15 protein-coding genes are annotated in these 13,827 nt (G+C 69.1%); 7 read left to right on the plus strand and 8 right to left on the minus strand.

Annotation, left to right across the window (positions count from 1 at the left end; genetic code table 11):
- Positions 1–67: 67 nt before the first annotated feature.
- The 5 genes from BQ2383_RS08680 (at position 68) to BQ2383_RS08700 (ending at position 4,757) form a co-directional block, all read left to right on the plus strand.
- Positions 68–607, plus strand: a complete 540-nt coding sequence (locus BQ2383_RS08680; protein WP_091032584.1) for a GNAT family N-acetyltransferase — start codon at positions 68–70, stop codon at positions 605–607.
- A gap of 88 nt (positions 608–695) precedes the next feature.
- Positions 696–1,370 (plus strand): NUDIX hydrolase, encoded by a 675-nt coding sequence (locus tag BQ2383_RS08685; protein WP_091032587.1) that lies wholly within the window; start codon positions 696–698, stop codon positions 1,368–1,370.
- A 41-nt stretch (positions 1,371–1,411) separates the two neighbouring features.
- Positions 1,412–2,689: a phosphoribosylamine--glycine ligase gene (purD, locus tag BQ2383_RS08690; protein ID WP_091032590.1), complete on the plus strand. Its 1,278-nt coding sequence runs from the start codon at positions 1,412–1,414 to the stop codon at positions 2,687–2,689.
- A gap of 269 nt (positions 2,690–2,958) precedes the next feature.
- Positions 2,959–3,438 carry a winged helix-turn-helix transcriptional regulator gene (locus BQ2383_RS08695; protein ID WP_091032593.1) on the plus strand — a complete coding sequence of 160 codons (480 nt, stop codon included), beginning with the start codon at positions 2,959–2,961 and terminating at the stop codon, positions 3,436–3,438.
- A complete protein-coding gene (locus BQ2383_RS08700; protein ID WP_091032596.1) occupies positions 3,435–4,757 on the plus strand; it encodes an MFS transporter in 1,323 nt (440 codons plus the stop codon). The genes BQ2383_RS08695 and BQ2383_RS08700 overlap by 4 nt, the downstream gene beginning before the upstream one ends.
- Before the next feature lie 146 nt (positions 4,758–4,903).
- Here the strand turns inward: BQ2383_RS08700 and BQ2383_RS08705 are convergent, their stop codons facing one another.
- From BQ2383_RS08705 to BQ2383_RS08730, 6 genes are all read right to left on the minus strand, one after another.
- Entirely contained in the window at positions 4,904–5,632 is a 729-nt protein-coding gene (locus BQ2383_RS08705; protein ID WP_091032599.1) for an amino acid ABC transporter ATP-binding protein, read from the minus strand.
- Positions 5,629–7,107 (minus strand): amino acid ABC transporter substrate-binding protein/permease, encoded by a 1,479-nt coding sequence (locus tag BQ2383_RS08710; RefSeq protein WP_091032601.1) that lies wholly within the window; start codon positions 7,105–7,107, stop codon positions 5,629–5,631. The genes BQ2383_RS08705 and BQ2383_RS08710 overlap by 4 nt, the downstream gene beginning before the upstream one ends.
- A gap of 125 nt (positions 7,108–7,232) precedes the next feature.
- Complete coding sequence (locus BQ2383_RS08715; protein WP_091032605.1) at positions 7,233–7,772, minus strand: GNAT family N-acetyltransferase; 540 nt, start codon at positions 7,770–7,772, stop codon at positions 7,233–7,235.
- A gap of 66 nt (positions 7,773–7,838) precedes the next feature.
- Complete coding sequence (locus BQ2383_RS08720; RefSeq protein ID WP_279627349.1) at positions 7,839–9,407, minus strand: MFS transporter; 1,569 nt, start codon at positions 9,405–9,407, stop codon at positions 7,839–7,841.
- Positions 9,404–10,015 (minus strand): PadR family transcriptional regulator, encoded by a 612-nt coding sequence (locus BQ2383_RS08725; RefSeq protein WP_091032608.1) that lies wholly within the window; start codon positions 10,013–10,015, stop codon positions 9,404–9,406. Before BQ2383_RS08725 ends, BQ2383_RS08720 begins: the two co-directional genes overlap by 4 nt.
- Before the next feature lie 97 nt (positions 10,016–10,112).
- Positions 10,113–10,661: a GNAT family N-acetyltransferase gene (locus tag BQ2383_RS08730; protein ID WP_091032611.1), complete on the minus strand. Its 549-nt coding sequence runs from the start codon at positions 10,659–10,661 to the stop codon at positions 10,113–10,115.
- Positions 10,662–10,738: 77 nt separating this feature from the next.
- On the opposite strand from BQ2383_RS08730, the gene BQ2383_RS08735 reads away from it, so the two are divergent.
- Positions 10,739–11,617 (plus strand): phosphoribosylaminoimidazolesuccinocarboxamide synthase, encoded by an 879-nt coding sequence (locus BQ2383_RS08735; RefSeq protein WP_091032614.1) that lies wholly within the window; start codon positions 10,739–10,741, stop codon positions 11,615–11,617.
- Between the two features lie 49 nt (positions 11,618–11,666).
- Here the strand turns inward: BQ2383_RS08735 and BQ2383_RS08740 are convergent, their stop codons facing one another.
- The gene (locus tag BQ2383_RS08740; RefSeq protein WP_091032617.1) at positions 11,667–12,056 is read right to left on the minus strand and encodes a type II toxin-antitoxin system VapC family toxin; all 390 of its coding nucleotides are present in this window, start codon (positions 12,054–12,056) and stop codon (positions 11,667–11,669) included.
- Positions 12,053–12,316, minus strand: coding sequence for a type II toxin-antitoxin system VapB family antitoxin (locus BQ2383_RS08745; RefSeq protein WP_167381574.1), 264 nt, complete (start codon positions 12,314–12,316; stop codon positions 12,053–12,055). Before BQ2383_RS08745 ends, BQ2383_RS08740 begins: the two co-directional genes overlap by 4 nt.
- Positions 12,317–12,427: 111 nt before the next feature.
- Between BQ2383_RS08745 and BQ2383_RS08750 the strand changes: the two genes are divergently transcribed.
- A complete protein-coding gene (locus BQ2383_RS08750) occupies positions 12,428–13,756 on the plus strand; it encodes a uracil-xanthine permease family protein (protein WP_091032623.1) in 1,329 nt (442 codons plus the stop codon).
- The last annotated feature ends 71 nt before the right edge of the window (positions 13,757–13,827 follow it).

Consider the following 13,827-nt stretch of genomic DNA (forward strand, 5'->3'; position numbering starts at 1 on the left):
GCGAGCCTACCTTCGGCGCGCGTCCGCATCGGAGACGCGGTCCCCACGAAACGGGGATCATGGAGGCATGAGCATCGCCCTTCGCCCCTGGACGCCCGCCGACGCGGAAGCTCTGCAACGGGCGTGGCAGACGGCACCCGACCTCGCCACCCAGTTCGGATCCGCCGAGCTCACCTCGCCCGCGGCGGCGCGCGCCTACATCGACGAATCGCTGCTGTTCGAGGAGCGGGCGAGGAACTGGGCGATCGTGGAAGACGGCGTCGCCATCGGCAACGTGGCAGCGACCGCGATCGAGCTCCGCCACGAGACGGCCTGGATCTCGTACTGGCTCGCACCCGCCGCCCGCGGCCGCGGGTATGCGAACGGCGCTGTGCTCGCGGTGTCCGACTGGGCGTTCCGGCACGGGCTTCATCGACTCGAACTCGGCCACCGCGTGAACAACCCCGCCTCGTGCCGCGTGGCGACGGCATCCGGCTTCCGGGCGGAGGGGGTCGAACGCGAGAAGCTCCGGTACGGCGCCGAGCGGTTCGACGTCGAACTGCACGCGCGACTGCGCAGCGACCCCGCCCCCGCTTCGTCGTTGTCGCTGCCGTTGTCGATGGCGTGACCCACACCTTTCGGCGGCGTCGCTCGCCGCGCTCGGCGGGCCGGGAAACGCGGGCCACGAACGCCCGACGCGTCCTAAGCTCGGACGCATGAGCATGCATCCGCAGGGCGCCCGCGCCGAGCTGCTCGCCGCTGTCGCCGACCACTCGTGGGGCGTACGGATCCCGCCGCTCGCCGACCCGCACAACGCGCACGACGCCGCGGTGCTCATCCTGTTCGGGGTGCTGGACCGCGTCCCCGCCCCGACGGCCGATGCCGCTGTCGCCCGCGACCTCGACGTGCTGCTGCAGCGGCGAGCGCCCACCCTCTCGTCCCATCCCGGACAGGTCTCCTTCCCCGGCGGCCGAGTGGAGCCCGATGACGCCGATCTGGTCGCCACCGCGCTGCGCGAGGCCGAGGAGGAAACCGGGCTCGATCCGGCCGGCGTCGAGATCCTGGCCACGCTGCCCGTGATCCCTCTCGCCGCGAGCAACCACCTCGTCACACCGGTGCTCGCCTGGTGGCAGTCGCCGTCGAGGGTCGTGGCCGTCGACCACGCCGAGACGGTCGAGGTGTTCCGAGTGCCCGTCGCGCAGCTGCTCGACCCCGCGACCCGGTTCACCTCGACGCTCACGCGGATGGGCCGCACCTTCCGCGGACCGGCGTTCGACGTCGACGGGACGATCGTGTGGGGTTTCACCGCGATGGTGCTCGACGCCCTCTTCGACGCCACCGGCTGGACGGTGCCCTGGGACGCCACGGTGGAGCGGACCGTCGAGGTCTGAGGCGGTCTGCGTCGTCGGTTCCCCCTCGGTAGTCTGGACGGGTGAAGATTCTCGTCCTCGGTTCCGGTGCCCGTGAGCACGCGATCATCCTCGCCCTGCGGGCCGAGCAGACGGAGCACGAGATCTTCGTCGCTCCCGGCAACGCCGGCATCGCGCAGGACGCGACCCCCGTCTCGGTCGATCCTCTCGACGGCGGAGCGGTCACCGCATTCGCCCACGAGCACGCGATCGACCTCGTCGTCGTCGGCCCGGAGGCCCCGCTCGTCGCCGGAGTCGCCGACGCCCTGCGCGTCCGCGGCATCCCGGTGTTCGGACCGGGCAAGGCCGCCGCCCAGCTCGAGGGCTCGAAGTCGTTCGCCAAGCGGGTGATGGATGCCGCCGGCGTGCCGACCGGACGCGCTGTCCGTGCCGCCAGCACCACCGAGGTCGAGGCCGCGTTCGACGATCTCGGCGCCCCGTACGTGGTCAAGGCCGATGGCCTCGCGGCCGGCAAGGGCGTCATCGTCACGTCCGACCGCGCCGAGGCTCTCGCCCACGCCCAGCAGTACCTCCCCGCGGGCCCGGTGCTCATCGAGGAGTTCCTCTCCGGCCCCGAGGTCTCCCTGTTCTTCCTGAGCGACGGCGACACCGTGCGGGCGCTCAGCCCCGCGCAGGACTTCAAGCGCGCGCTCGACGGCGACGCCGGACCCAACACCGGCGGCATGGGCGCATATTCGCCACTGCCGTGGCTCGCCGAGCAGTTCGGCAGCGAGCAGGCCTTCGTCGAAGAGGTCACGCGCGACGTGGCTCTCCCCGTGGTGCGGCAGCTCGACGCCGAGGGCACGCCATTCATCGGGCTCCTCTACGCGGGGCTGATCCTGACCCCGGCGGGTGTGCGCGTGATCGAGTTCAACGCGCGCTTCGGCGACCCCGAGACGCAGATCGTGCTGCCCCGCCTGGTCACCCCGCTGTCGCAGCTGCTGTTCGCCGCGGCATCCGGCACCCTCGAAGACCAGCCGGAGCCCGAGTTCAGCGACGACGTCGCGATCACGGTCGTGTTGGCCAGCGAGGGCTACCCCGAGTCGCCGCAGACCGGACGCCCGATCGAGGGCCTCGCGGATGCCGCGGCTGTCGAGGGCGTCCGCCTCGTGCACGCCGCGACCGCGAGCCCGGATGCTCCCGGCGGATCGCTCATCGCCACGGGCGGCCGTGTGCTGAACGTGGTGGCCGTGGCCTCCGACTTCCGCACCGCGCGCGACCGTGCGTATGACGCGATCGCCCGCATCCGCCTCGACGGCTCGCACTACCGCACCGACATCGCCGCGCGCGTCGCGGACTAGCTTCCGCGCGCCCGCCTCCCGCCTCTGCGCGCGAGTGCACGGCTTCGCGACCCTGCGACCTCGCCGAGTGCACGGCTTCGCGACGAGTGCACGGCTTCGCGACGCAAACACCCCGTGCACTCGGCAGCATCCCGTGCACTCGGCACCGGCCAGCGCGGCCAGCGCGGCCAGCGCGGCGAGCGCGCGATTTCGGCCGAGTCCCAGCGCGAATCCTGCCAACGTGCGGGCCCCTGGTTGACGCGGCGAGCTTTCTTCAAGAAAGTAGGCGGATGCCGCTTCGCTCCGACTGGTCGTCCTCGACCTGCCCGATCGCCCGCTCCGCCGACGTGCTCGCCGACCCGTGGGTGCTCCTCATCCTGCGCGAGCTCTTCTCGGGTCGCACCCGCTTCGACCAGCTGCGCGATGCCACCGGCGCGGCCGACTCGGTGCTCTCCCGGCGACTGACCTCGATGGGCGAGGCCGACCTCGTCGTGCGCGAAGACCCCGACGACGCTCGCAGCGGCTACCGACTGACGGATGCCGGTCGCGAGACGCTCCCGATCCTGCACGCCTACGCGCGGTTCGCCCGCATCACCGACCCCGATGGCGCCTGGGGTCTGACGGTCAGCTGCGGCCGGTGCGGCGACGTCTCGGAGTCGGTCGACTGGTGTGCGACCTGCGCGGCGCCGCTCGACGCCGACAGCACCCGCTGGGCACGACGCAGCATGGGCGGGGAGCCCTTCGCGCTTCTCGCCGGGCACGCGGCATGACCTCCGAATCGGTCGACGAGCCGACCGCCGAGCCCCTCGAGTCCCGGCAGCGCCGCTTCCACCCCGCGTGGACGGTGGCGCTCGTCGCCCTCATCGCCCTCATCGGTGCCGCGGGTTTCCGCGCCGCCCCCGGCGTGCTCATGGTGCCGCTCGAAGAGGAGTTCGGCTGGAGCACCGCCGAACTCTCGCTCGCGGTCTCGATCAACCTCCTGCTCTACGGCCTCATCGCCCCGTTCGCCGCCGCGCTCATGCAGCGCTTCGGCATCCGCGCGGTCACTGTCGTCGCACTCTTCGTGATCGGCGCGGGAGCGGCACTGAGTGTGTTCGTCGCCACTCCCGGCCAGCTCATCCTGACCTGGGGTGTGCTGATCGGCCTCGGCACCGGATCGATGGCGCTGGTGTTCGCCGCCACGATCACCGACACGTGGTTCGCGACCCGCCGCGGCCTGGTCTCGGGCGTGCTCACGGCCGGCAGCGCGACCGGACAGCTCATCTTCCTGCCCGTCATCGCGGTCGCCGCGGAAGACATCGGATGGCGCGGGGCCTCGCTCATCATCGCGGGCGGCGCTCTCGCGGTCATGCCCCTCGTCTGGATCTTCCTGCGCAACCGCCCGAGCGACCTCGGCGTCCCCCGCTACGGCGAAGCCGCGCCCACCGTGGCGGCGACACCGGTTCTCCGCGGAACGGCCTGGGGAGCCGCGAAGCTCGCGCTGACCACGCTGCGAGAGGCCGCGCGCACGAAGACGTTCTGGGCGCTGGCGATCGGGTTCGCGATCTGCGGGGCGACGACCAACGGACTCATCGGCACGCACTTCATCCCCAGTGCGCACGACCACGGGATGGCGACCACGACGGCCGCCGGCCTGCTCGCGGTCGTCGGCATCTTCGACATCGTCGGCACCGTGTTCTCCGGGTGGCTGACCGACCGTGTGAACCCCCGCATCCTGCTCGCGGCGTACTACGCACTGCGCGGGGTGAGCCTGCTGTTCCTCCCGAGCCTGCTCTCGGCCGAAGTGCAGCCGAGCATCATCGTGTTCATCGTCATCTACGGCCTCGACTGGGTCGCCACGGTGCCGCCGACGATCGCGCTATGCCGCGAGGTCTTCGGCGACAAGGGACCGCTCGTGTTCGGCTGGGTGTTCGCGGCGCACCAGATCGGCGCGGGTATCGCGTCCGTGCTCGCCGGGGTCGTCCGCGACCACACGGGCCAGTACACGTTCGCGTGGTTCGCGGCAGCGGGTCTCTGCGCGGTCGCGGCTCTGGTCAGCGCGACCATCCGCCGGCACCCTGCCCCCGCACCTGCCCCCGTTCGCGAGTAGCCGCGCGTTCCGCCACGTCGAGTGCACGGGATGCTGCCGACTGCACGGCTTGTTCACGTGTACAAGCCGTGCACTCGGCGCGAACCCGTGCACTCGGCGTCAGCGAGCGGGCGCGGGCGAGCGGCGCGAGCGCGCGAGCGCCGGGGTCAGAGCACCTTCGAGAGGAAGTCCTTCAGACGCTCGTTCTTGGGGGCGCCGAACAGCTCGGCGGGCGGGGCCTCCTCGACCACCACGCCGCCGTCCATGAAGACCGTGCGGCCGGAGACCTCGCGGGCGAAGCCCATCTCGTGCGTCACCAGCACCATCGTCATGCCGCCTTCGGCCAGGTCGCGGATGACCTGCAGCACCTCGCCCACCATCTCGGGGTCGAGGGCGCTCGTCGCCTCGTCGAACAGCATGATCTCGGGGTCCATCGCGAGCGCACGGGCGATCGCCACACGCTGCTTCTGACCACCGGAGAGGGATGCCGGCTTCGCATCCGCCTTCTCCGACAGGCCGACGCGCTCGAGGAGAGCCAGCGCCCGCTCGCGCGCCTGAGCCTTCGTCATCTTGCCGCACTCGACCGGCGCGAGGGTGATGTTCTCGAGCACCGTCATGTGCGGGAACAGGTTGAAGTGCTGGAACACCATGCCGATGCGCTGACGCACCTCGTCGAGCTTCACGCTCTTGTCGGTCAGGTCGACGCCGTCGATGATGACATGCCCCGACGTCGGCTCCTCGAGCTTGTTGAGGCAGCGCAGCAGGGTGGACTTCCCGGAGCCCGAAGGACCGATGACGGCGACGACCTCGCCGTCCTCCACCGCCAGGTTGATGCCCTTGAGCACCTCGTTGTCGCCGAACGACTTGTGCAGGTCCTGCACCACGATCTTGCTCATGCGTTGAACGTCCTCTCCAGGCGGTTCGCGAGCAGCGTCAACAGCGTGATCACGATGAAGTAGATGATGGCGACGATCGTCAGCACCTGCGCCGACAGGTACGTCGAGGCGATGATCTGGCGGGACACGAACGTCAGCTCCGCGAGGCCGATGACGCTGATCAGCGACGTGTCCTTGAGGGTGATGATGCCCTGGTTCACGAACGACGGGATCATGATGCGGAACGCCTGCGGGAGCACGACCTTCTGCATCGTCTTCCAGTGGCTGAGGCCCAACGAACGCGAAGCCTCGTTCTGACCGGGATCGACCGCCTGGATGCCGCCACGGATGATCTCCGTCATGTACGCGCCCGTGTTGAGCGAGAGCGTGATCGCACCGGCGACGAACGGGTTGAACGTGAGGTCGGGGATCAGCTGCGGGATCGCGAAGAACACGAAGAACGCCTGGATGAGGATCGGGGTGCCGCGGAAGATGTAGACGTAGGCGGTGGCGATCCAGCGGAACGGTGCGATCTTCGAGACCCGGCCGAAGCCGAAGATGAGGCCCAGGATGAAGGCGGCCACGATCGCGACGATCGTCGCGAGGATCGTGAGCCACAGACCCTCCATGAGCGCCGGCCAGTACTGCACCGCGACGGAGATGATGTCGGTCGGCTGGGCGGATTCCTCACCGCCGGAGAGGTAGGTGTCGACGATCTTGTCGTATTCGCCCGAGGCCTTGAGATTCGCGAGACCCTCGTTGAACATCTCGATCAGCTCGGGGTTCTGCCCCTTGTTGACCGCGAAGCCGTACTCGCCACCCAGCTCAGGTTGGCCGATCAGACGGAAGCCGGAACCCTGCTGGATACCGTAGGCCAGCACCGGGAAGTCCTCGAAATAGCCGACCGCCTGGCCGGCCTTCACGGCATCCACCATGTCGGTCGTGTCCTGGTAGGGGGTGACCTTGAAGCCGTACTCGTCCTTGTTCTCGTCGGCGAAAGTCTGCCCCTGCGTGCCGGTCTTGACGGCAACGGCCTTGCCGTCGAGGTCGTCGAGGGACTGGATGTCGCTCGCCTCGAGTACGCCGAGCTGGATGCCGCTGGTGAAGTAGGGCTCGCTGAAGTCGAACGTCTTCTCGCGCGCCTCGGTGATCGACATGCCGGCCATGACGGCGTCGACCTGGTTGGATTGCAGCGCTTGGACGGCGGCGTCGAATCCGAGCTGGCGGATCTCGACCTCGAAGCCCTGGTCTTTCGCGATCGCACGGAGCAGATCCATGTCGATGCCGACGAGGTCACCGTCCGCGTTCGTGAACTCGAACGGCGCGAACGTCGTGTCGGTGCCGATGACGTACTTCTCGCCGTCGTCCGCGGCAGTGGCAGGGGCGGCTCCGGCCAGGAGGGCTCCGACGGCGACGAAGGCGACCAGCGCTGCTGCGCCGACGGTGCGGACGGACCGGCGCAGGCGGCCCGTCGCGGCGGATGGATTTCGGATCACGACGTGTGCTCCTCGGGTCGACAGCAGCGACCGGACGATCGCCGAGCATCCACCTTAGTCGCCGCCCCGCCGCGCGCCCGCCTCGACGGGTCTGCCAGGAACCGCGCAGAAGGGCGGATCCGGGCTCAGGCCGGCGACAACTCGATCCAGTACTTCCGCACGCGGGGCTGCCCCGGCTCGGGAGCCGCGACCACGTCTTCCAGCTCGCCGCCGGCCCCTTCGATCGTGCGGATGGAGCCGATGTTGTCATCGTCGCAGGTGAGCATCACGCGGTCGTATCCCTCGGACTTCGCGAACCGGAGCACGAGACGGAGGGCCTCGCGCACGATTCCCTCCCGACGCCGGGACGGGATCGTCGCGTAGCCGATGTGGCCGCCGAAGCGACGCAGCCAGTCGTTGAGCTCACGGCGGAACGCGATGAACCCCACGACGCGGTCGCCCTCGGTGATCCAGAAGAAGTCGCACGCCACGTGCCCCTCGGGCAACACCGCGCCCGGAGTGGCGTACAGCTCCGCCTTCGCGACGAACGCCTCGCACGCGGCCTGGTCGGGCGTGATTCCCTGCTCGTAACCGCCACCGTCGATGTGCCCGCCGTCGAACTCGGCCACGGCAGCGGCCCAGGAGTCGAAGAGGTCGATGGTCGGTCGAGCGAGAGCGATCGTCATCGCCCGATGACACCAGAAAGGCACCGTATCCGCAAACCGACGGACACGGCACCCTCCCGAACTCGACTACTCGGGACGCGCGGCTGCGGGAGCCGCGGCATCCGCCTTGTCGTAGCGACCGAGGAACAGCGAGGCGACGAGCGCGATCACCATGACGCAGGCCGGCAGCAGGATCGCCTGCGACATCCCGGCGGCAAAGCCGTCGGCCACCTGCGGCGGCAGTGTTCCCCCAGTCGAGCCCGCCGGCGCATCGGCGAGACCGGGCAGGTTCGCCTCGAGGCGAGACTGCATGAACGCGGCGATGGATGCCGAGCCGATGACCGATCCGATCGTCCTGGTGGTGTTGTAGATGCCGGCACCGGCACCCGCCTGGCGCGGCGGCAGCTTGCGCGTCGCGGTGGTGGCGAGCGGCCCCCACATGCCCGCGTTGCCGATGCCCATCAGCGCGGACGGCAGCAGGAACATGAGGATCGGGGTGTCCATGTTGATCAGGGCCGAGTACCAGACGAGTGCGCCGGCGACGCAGAGCAGGCCGGGGATCAGGATGATGCGCGGATCCACCCGGTCGAGGAGCTTGCCCGCCGCCGGAGCGAGGGCGCCCGACAGCACCGCCATCGGGATCAGCAGCAGCGCCGCCTCCGTGGGGGTGAGCCCGCGGGCGGACTGCAGGAAGAACATCATCGGCAGCGACATGCTCGTCACCGTGAAGCCGACCGCGGCGATGGCGACGTTCGCTCCCGAGAAGTTGCGGTCGCGGAACAGCTCGAGCGGGACCAGCGGTTCGCTGCGGGTCTTGGCCTGCTGCACGATGAACAGCCCGAGGATGACGAGGCCGACGATGATCAGGCTCCACACCGAGATGGGACCCCAGATCACGCCCCAGTCGTACTTCTCGCCCTCCTGCAGCCCGAACACGATGAGGAAGAGCGCCACGGCGCTCAGCACGACGCCGACGATGTCGAAGCGGTGCGGGTGGGTGGCCAGCTTCGGCACCAGACGCCAGGCGAGCACGAACGCGACGATGCCGACGGGGATGTTGACGAAGAAGATCCACTCCCAACCGAAGCCGTCGACGAGCAGTCCGCCGACGAGCGGACCGACGAGCGTCGCGACACCGGCCGTCGCACCCCAGAGGCCCATGGCGGCGCCGCGGCGCTCGGGCGGGAAGGTGCGGGTGATCACGGCCATGGTCTGCGGTGTCATGAACGCGGCGCCCAACCCCTGCACGGCGCGCGCGACGATCAGGCCCTCGAGCGAGTTCGAGAGCCCGCACCACAGCGAGGCGAGGGTGAAGATCGCGAGGCCGATCAGATAGATGTTCTTCGGCCCGAAGCGGTCGCCGAGGCGTCCGGTGATCAGCAGCGGCACCGCGTAGGCGAGCAGATACGCGCTCGTGACCCACACCACGTTGTCGAGGTTGTTGGTGTTCGGGTCGAGTGCGGCCTTGATGGCCGGGTTCGCGACCGAGACGATCGTGGTGTCGACCAGGATCATGAAGAATCCGATGACCAGCGCCCAGAGCGCCGGCCAGGGGCTCGTCGGCTTGTGACCGACGGAGTAGGTGCCGGTCGACGGACCGGAGCTCGAGGGCGCGGACACCGGCGGGCGGTCTCCGTCGCGAGGGGAATCGGTCATTGCTGTGCAGCCTTTCGCTGAGCGCGGTAGCGGTCTGAGTTCGGGAAAGCCGTGGGTCCCCACGGCAGGTCTTCGGCTTCGAGGCGGGCGATCAGCGAGTCGGCCCAGCGCAGCTCAGCCTCGAGCAGCACCTCCTGCCGCTCGTACTCCACGAGCACCTGCTCGGGCACGCCATCGCGTCTCGCGTCGATCAGTCCATCGCGATACGCGACGTGCTCGTCGTCGAGGGAGACGCGACGCGACCGCAGACACTGGAGCACATCTCCGCGTTCGAGGTTGTGCGCCTCGGCGAGCGCGATCCGGAACTCGGCGGGACGATCGATCGTCGACAGCTCGCGTCGCAGCCAGGCGATGAGGGTCTCCCGGCCGGCGTCGGTCAATGAGTATGTTGTGCGCTCGGGGCGATTCCCCTCGCGGTCACTGCCGACCTCGTCGATGAGCCCCGCCCGCTGGAGCCGGCCGACCGTGTGATAGAGCGTGCCGTTCGTGAGGGTCAGCAGCCGATCGTCGCGGCGCACCCGCATCAGTCGCACCATCTCGTAGGGGTGCATGTCGCCCTCGCGCAGCAGGGAGAGGATCATCGCCCCCATCGGGGTCAGTCGTTGCATGGCCCCTCCCGGGTGTCGCGCTCAAATAGTCCATGTGGACTATACGCCCTTCTCAAGATGCCGAACAGATGGCTTCGGCGGCGGAGACCTTTACCGGCTACAGAGATGCCGCGGCGAGCTGCGCTTCCGTGAGCGGACGATCCGCGTAGACGAGTCGCCACACGGATGGATCGGGGTTTCCCGCATCCGGAGCCCTGTGCACGAGTGCGAGGCCCACCTTCTCGGCGACTCGCGCCGAAGCCCGGTTGTGCTCGACGAGATAGGCGATCACCGGGCGGTCGGGATCGGCCAATCGAGCCTGTTCGAGCGCGGCGAACGCGAGCTCCGTGGCGTACCCCTTGCCGTGGTGATCGGCAGACAGCCGGTACCCGAGATTCCAGACCTCGCCGCTGAGCAGCGTGCACCCGCCGTAACCGATCAGCTCGTCCGTATCGCGCGCTCGGACCGACCACGGCCCGAGCCCCTCCGACTCCCGACTTCTCTCCCAGCGCGCCATCATCGAAGCCGTCTCCTCCGGGTCGATGTGCCGCAGTGTGGGGTGGTGGGTCCAGACCCGTGGATCGGTCGAGATAGCGAACAGCGTGTCGAGATCGGCGGCGGTCGGGAGCGACAGGCGCAGGCGCGGCGTGAGGATGTCGGCGGTCATGCGACCAGGCTAGGTTGCACCACCGACGCCTCGGACCCACGGCATGCGGTGGCCGTGCGAACCGGGATAATGGGCGGGTGAGCACTCCTTCAGAAGGCACGGCACAGAGCATCTCCGGCTGGCGGCACATCTACTCGGGCAAGGTCCGCGACCTGTACGCCTCCGAGGATCCAGCGGACACGCGCATCCTCGTCGTCGCCTCCGACCGCGTGAGCGCCTTCGACTTCGTGCTCTCCCCCGGCATCACGGACAAGGGGGCCCTGCTGACGCGACTGAGCCGCTGGTGGTTCGCGCAGCTCTCCGACTTCCCCAACCACATCGCCGAGGGCGAGCTGCCCGAGGAAGTCGCCGACCGCGCCATGCTCGCGCAGTCGCTCGAGATGCTGCCGATCGAGTGCGTCGTGCGCGGCTACATCACCGGTTCCGGCTGGGCCGAGTACCAGGAGAGCGGCACGGTGTGCGGCATTCCGCTGCCCGCCGGCCTGCAGAACGGCGACAGGTTGCCCGAGCCCCTGTTCACCCCGGCCTACAAGGCGCCGATGGGCGAGCACGACGAGAACATCACGTTCGAGCGCACCGTCGAACTGGTCGGAGCGGAGCGCGCGGCCGAGCTGCGCGACACCTCGCTCGCGATCTATGCCCGTGCCGCCGAGATCGCCGAGGAGAAGGGCCTGATCCTCGCCGACACCAAGTTCGAGTTCGGGACGGATGCCGACGGCACCCTGCGCCTGGCCGACGAGGTGCTCACGAGCGACTCGTCGCGCTACTGGGACGCCGAGGCCTGGCGCACCGGCACCACCCCGAGCGCGCGCATGGCGAGCTTCGACAAGCAGATCGTGCGCGACTGGATGGCCGCGAACTGGGATAAGCAGGGCGAGCCGCCGGCCCTCCCCGCCGATGTCGTCGAGCGCACCGCCGACCGCTACCGCGAGCTGATCGAACGCCTCGGCGCCTGACCCCCGATCTCCCGCGGGCCCGTCGCGGACCTGACCGGACCGGACCGGCCTACTCGACGAGCCGCACGTCGGTGTGGACGAAGTCGTCTCCCTTGAACAGCAGCGGCTCGTCGCGGGTGATCGCGAGCGCATAGGAGAAGCAGTCGCCGTAGTTCAGGCGAGCGCGGCTCCCTGACCCTCGGCCGTAGCGGGCGTATGCCCTGCCCGCCAGGCGCGCCTGCACCTCATCGACGGGAACGACCTCTGATCGCGTCACCTCCAGAAGCTCGTCGAGCGCAAGCGCCTTCGCTTCGCCGCCCTTGCTGCGGAGGACGATCGTGCACTCCGCGAGCGTGGCCGCGGACAAGGCGAAGGGCCGCGACTCCAACAGGTCGCTCATCTCGTCGGCTTCCGGCTCAGCCATCAGCACCGCGACCAACGCCGAGGAGTCGACGATCATCGCGGCATCCCCGTCTCGTCGTAGAGCTCGTCCATGATCTCCTCGGTCGTGCGCCCGGTGGAGGGAAGCTGCTGCGCCCGGCGGATCACCTCTCGGATACGGCGACGACGCTCCTCTTCTTTGGCCGACTGCTGCTGCTCCAACTCGGCGAGACGCCGCCGCACCGCATCCTCGACGGCACTCGTCTGACTCTGACCGGTCAACGCCGCGAGCCGACGCACGAGCTCATGCGTGGTCTCGTTCTTGATGTTGAGGCCCATGTCTACCATTCTACCTTCGCGTCTACCCTGGTAGAAGCGTTCAGGAAAAACTCAGGAATCGATAGTGTTGCTCCGGCACTCCTGCCATCCCCCGAACCTTGAGGAGCCCGCATGGCCCTGTGGAAGCTGCACGGAAACGGCCGCACGGTCGAGCCCGGCGCCGTCGTCCGTCCCGACGAGCGCCTGAACTGGCCCGCCACGATCGCGATCGGACTCCAGCACGTCGTCGCGATGTTCGGCGCGACGTTCCTGGTGCCGATCATCACCGGCTTCCCGGTCGCCACGACCCTGCTGTTCAGCGGTGTCGGCACCATCCTGTTCCTGCTGGTCACGCGCAACAAGCTGCCCAGCTATCTCGGTTCGTCGTTCGCGTTCATCGCGCCGGTCACGGCAGCCACCGCCTCGGCGAACATGGGCACCGCCCTGGCCGGCATCGTCGCCGTCGGCGTGCTGCTCGCGATCATCGGCGTGGTGGTGCACACGGTCGGCGTCAAGTGGGTCGACCGCTTCCTGCCGCCGGTGCTCGCCGGAACGATCGTCGCCCTCATCGGGTTCAACCTCGCCGGCGCCGCGCACGACAACTACGCCGATGCTCCCGTGACCGCGACGTTCACGCTCGCCATCACGATCCTCTTCGCGGTCGTGTTCCGCGGATTCCTCGGACGCATCTCGATCTTCCTCGGCGTCATCGCGGGCTACATCTTCGCGGCGTTCCGTGGCGAGCTCGACTTCTCGGCCGTGGAGAAGGCCGATTGGGTCGGTCTCCCCACCTTCACCTTCCCGAACTTTACCGAGCCCGGCACCCTCACCGCCCTCGCCATGTTCCTCCCGGTCGTGCTCGTGCTGATCGCCGAGAACGTCGGACACGTGCGCGGCGTCGCGACCATGACCGGCGATGCGAGCGTGAACCAGCAGACCGGCAAGGCACTGATCGCCGACGGCGTCTCGACCACCCTCGCCGGCTTCTTCGGCGGTTCGGGCACCACGACCTACGGCGAGAACATCGGCGTGATGGCCTCCACCCGCGTGTACTCCACGGCCGCCTACTGGGTCGCCGGCATCGCCGCGATCCTGCTCAGCCTCTCGCCCAAGTTCGGCGAGGTCATCAACTCGGTGCCCGCCGGAGTGCTCGGCGGCGTGACCACGGCGCTGTACGGCCTCATCGGCGTCATCGGCATCAAGATCTGGGTCGACAACCGCGTCGACTTCTCGCGCCCGGTCAACCAGTACACCGCAGCCGTGGCCCTGATCATGGCCGTCGGCGGATTCATGATCAAGGACGAGGCGTCCGGCTTCGAACTCGGCGGCATCGTCATCGCCACGGTCGCGGCGATCCTGATCTACCACCTGGGCAACCTGATCGCCCGTCTGCGCAAGACCGGCGCCGACGACCCGAAGCCGCTCGAGGCGGTCGGCCCGCTCGGCGGCGACCCCGCCTAGCGGGACGCGCATCGCGTTCACAACTCCTCAGAACCCGGCCCGAACACCTCCCTACGGCCGTACCACTCCGG

The organism is Microbacterium oxydans (assembly GCF_900095745.1).
GTDB classification, from domain to species: Bacteria; Actinomycetota; Actinomycetes; order Actinomycetales; family Microbacteriaceae; genus Microbacterium; species Microbacterium oxydans_B.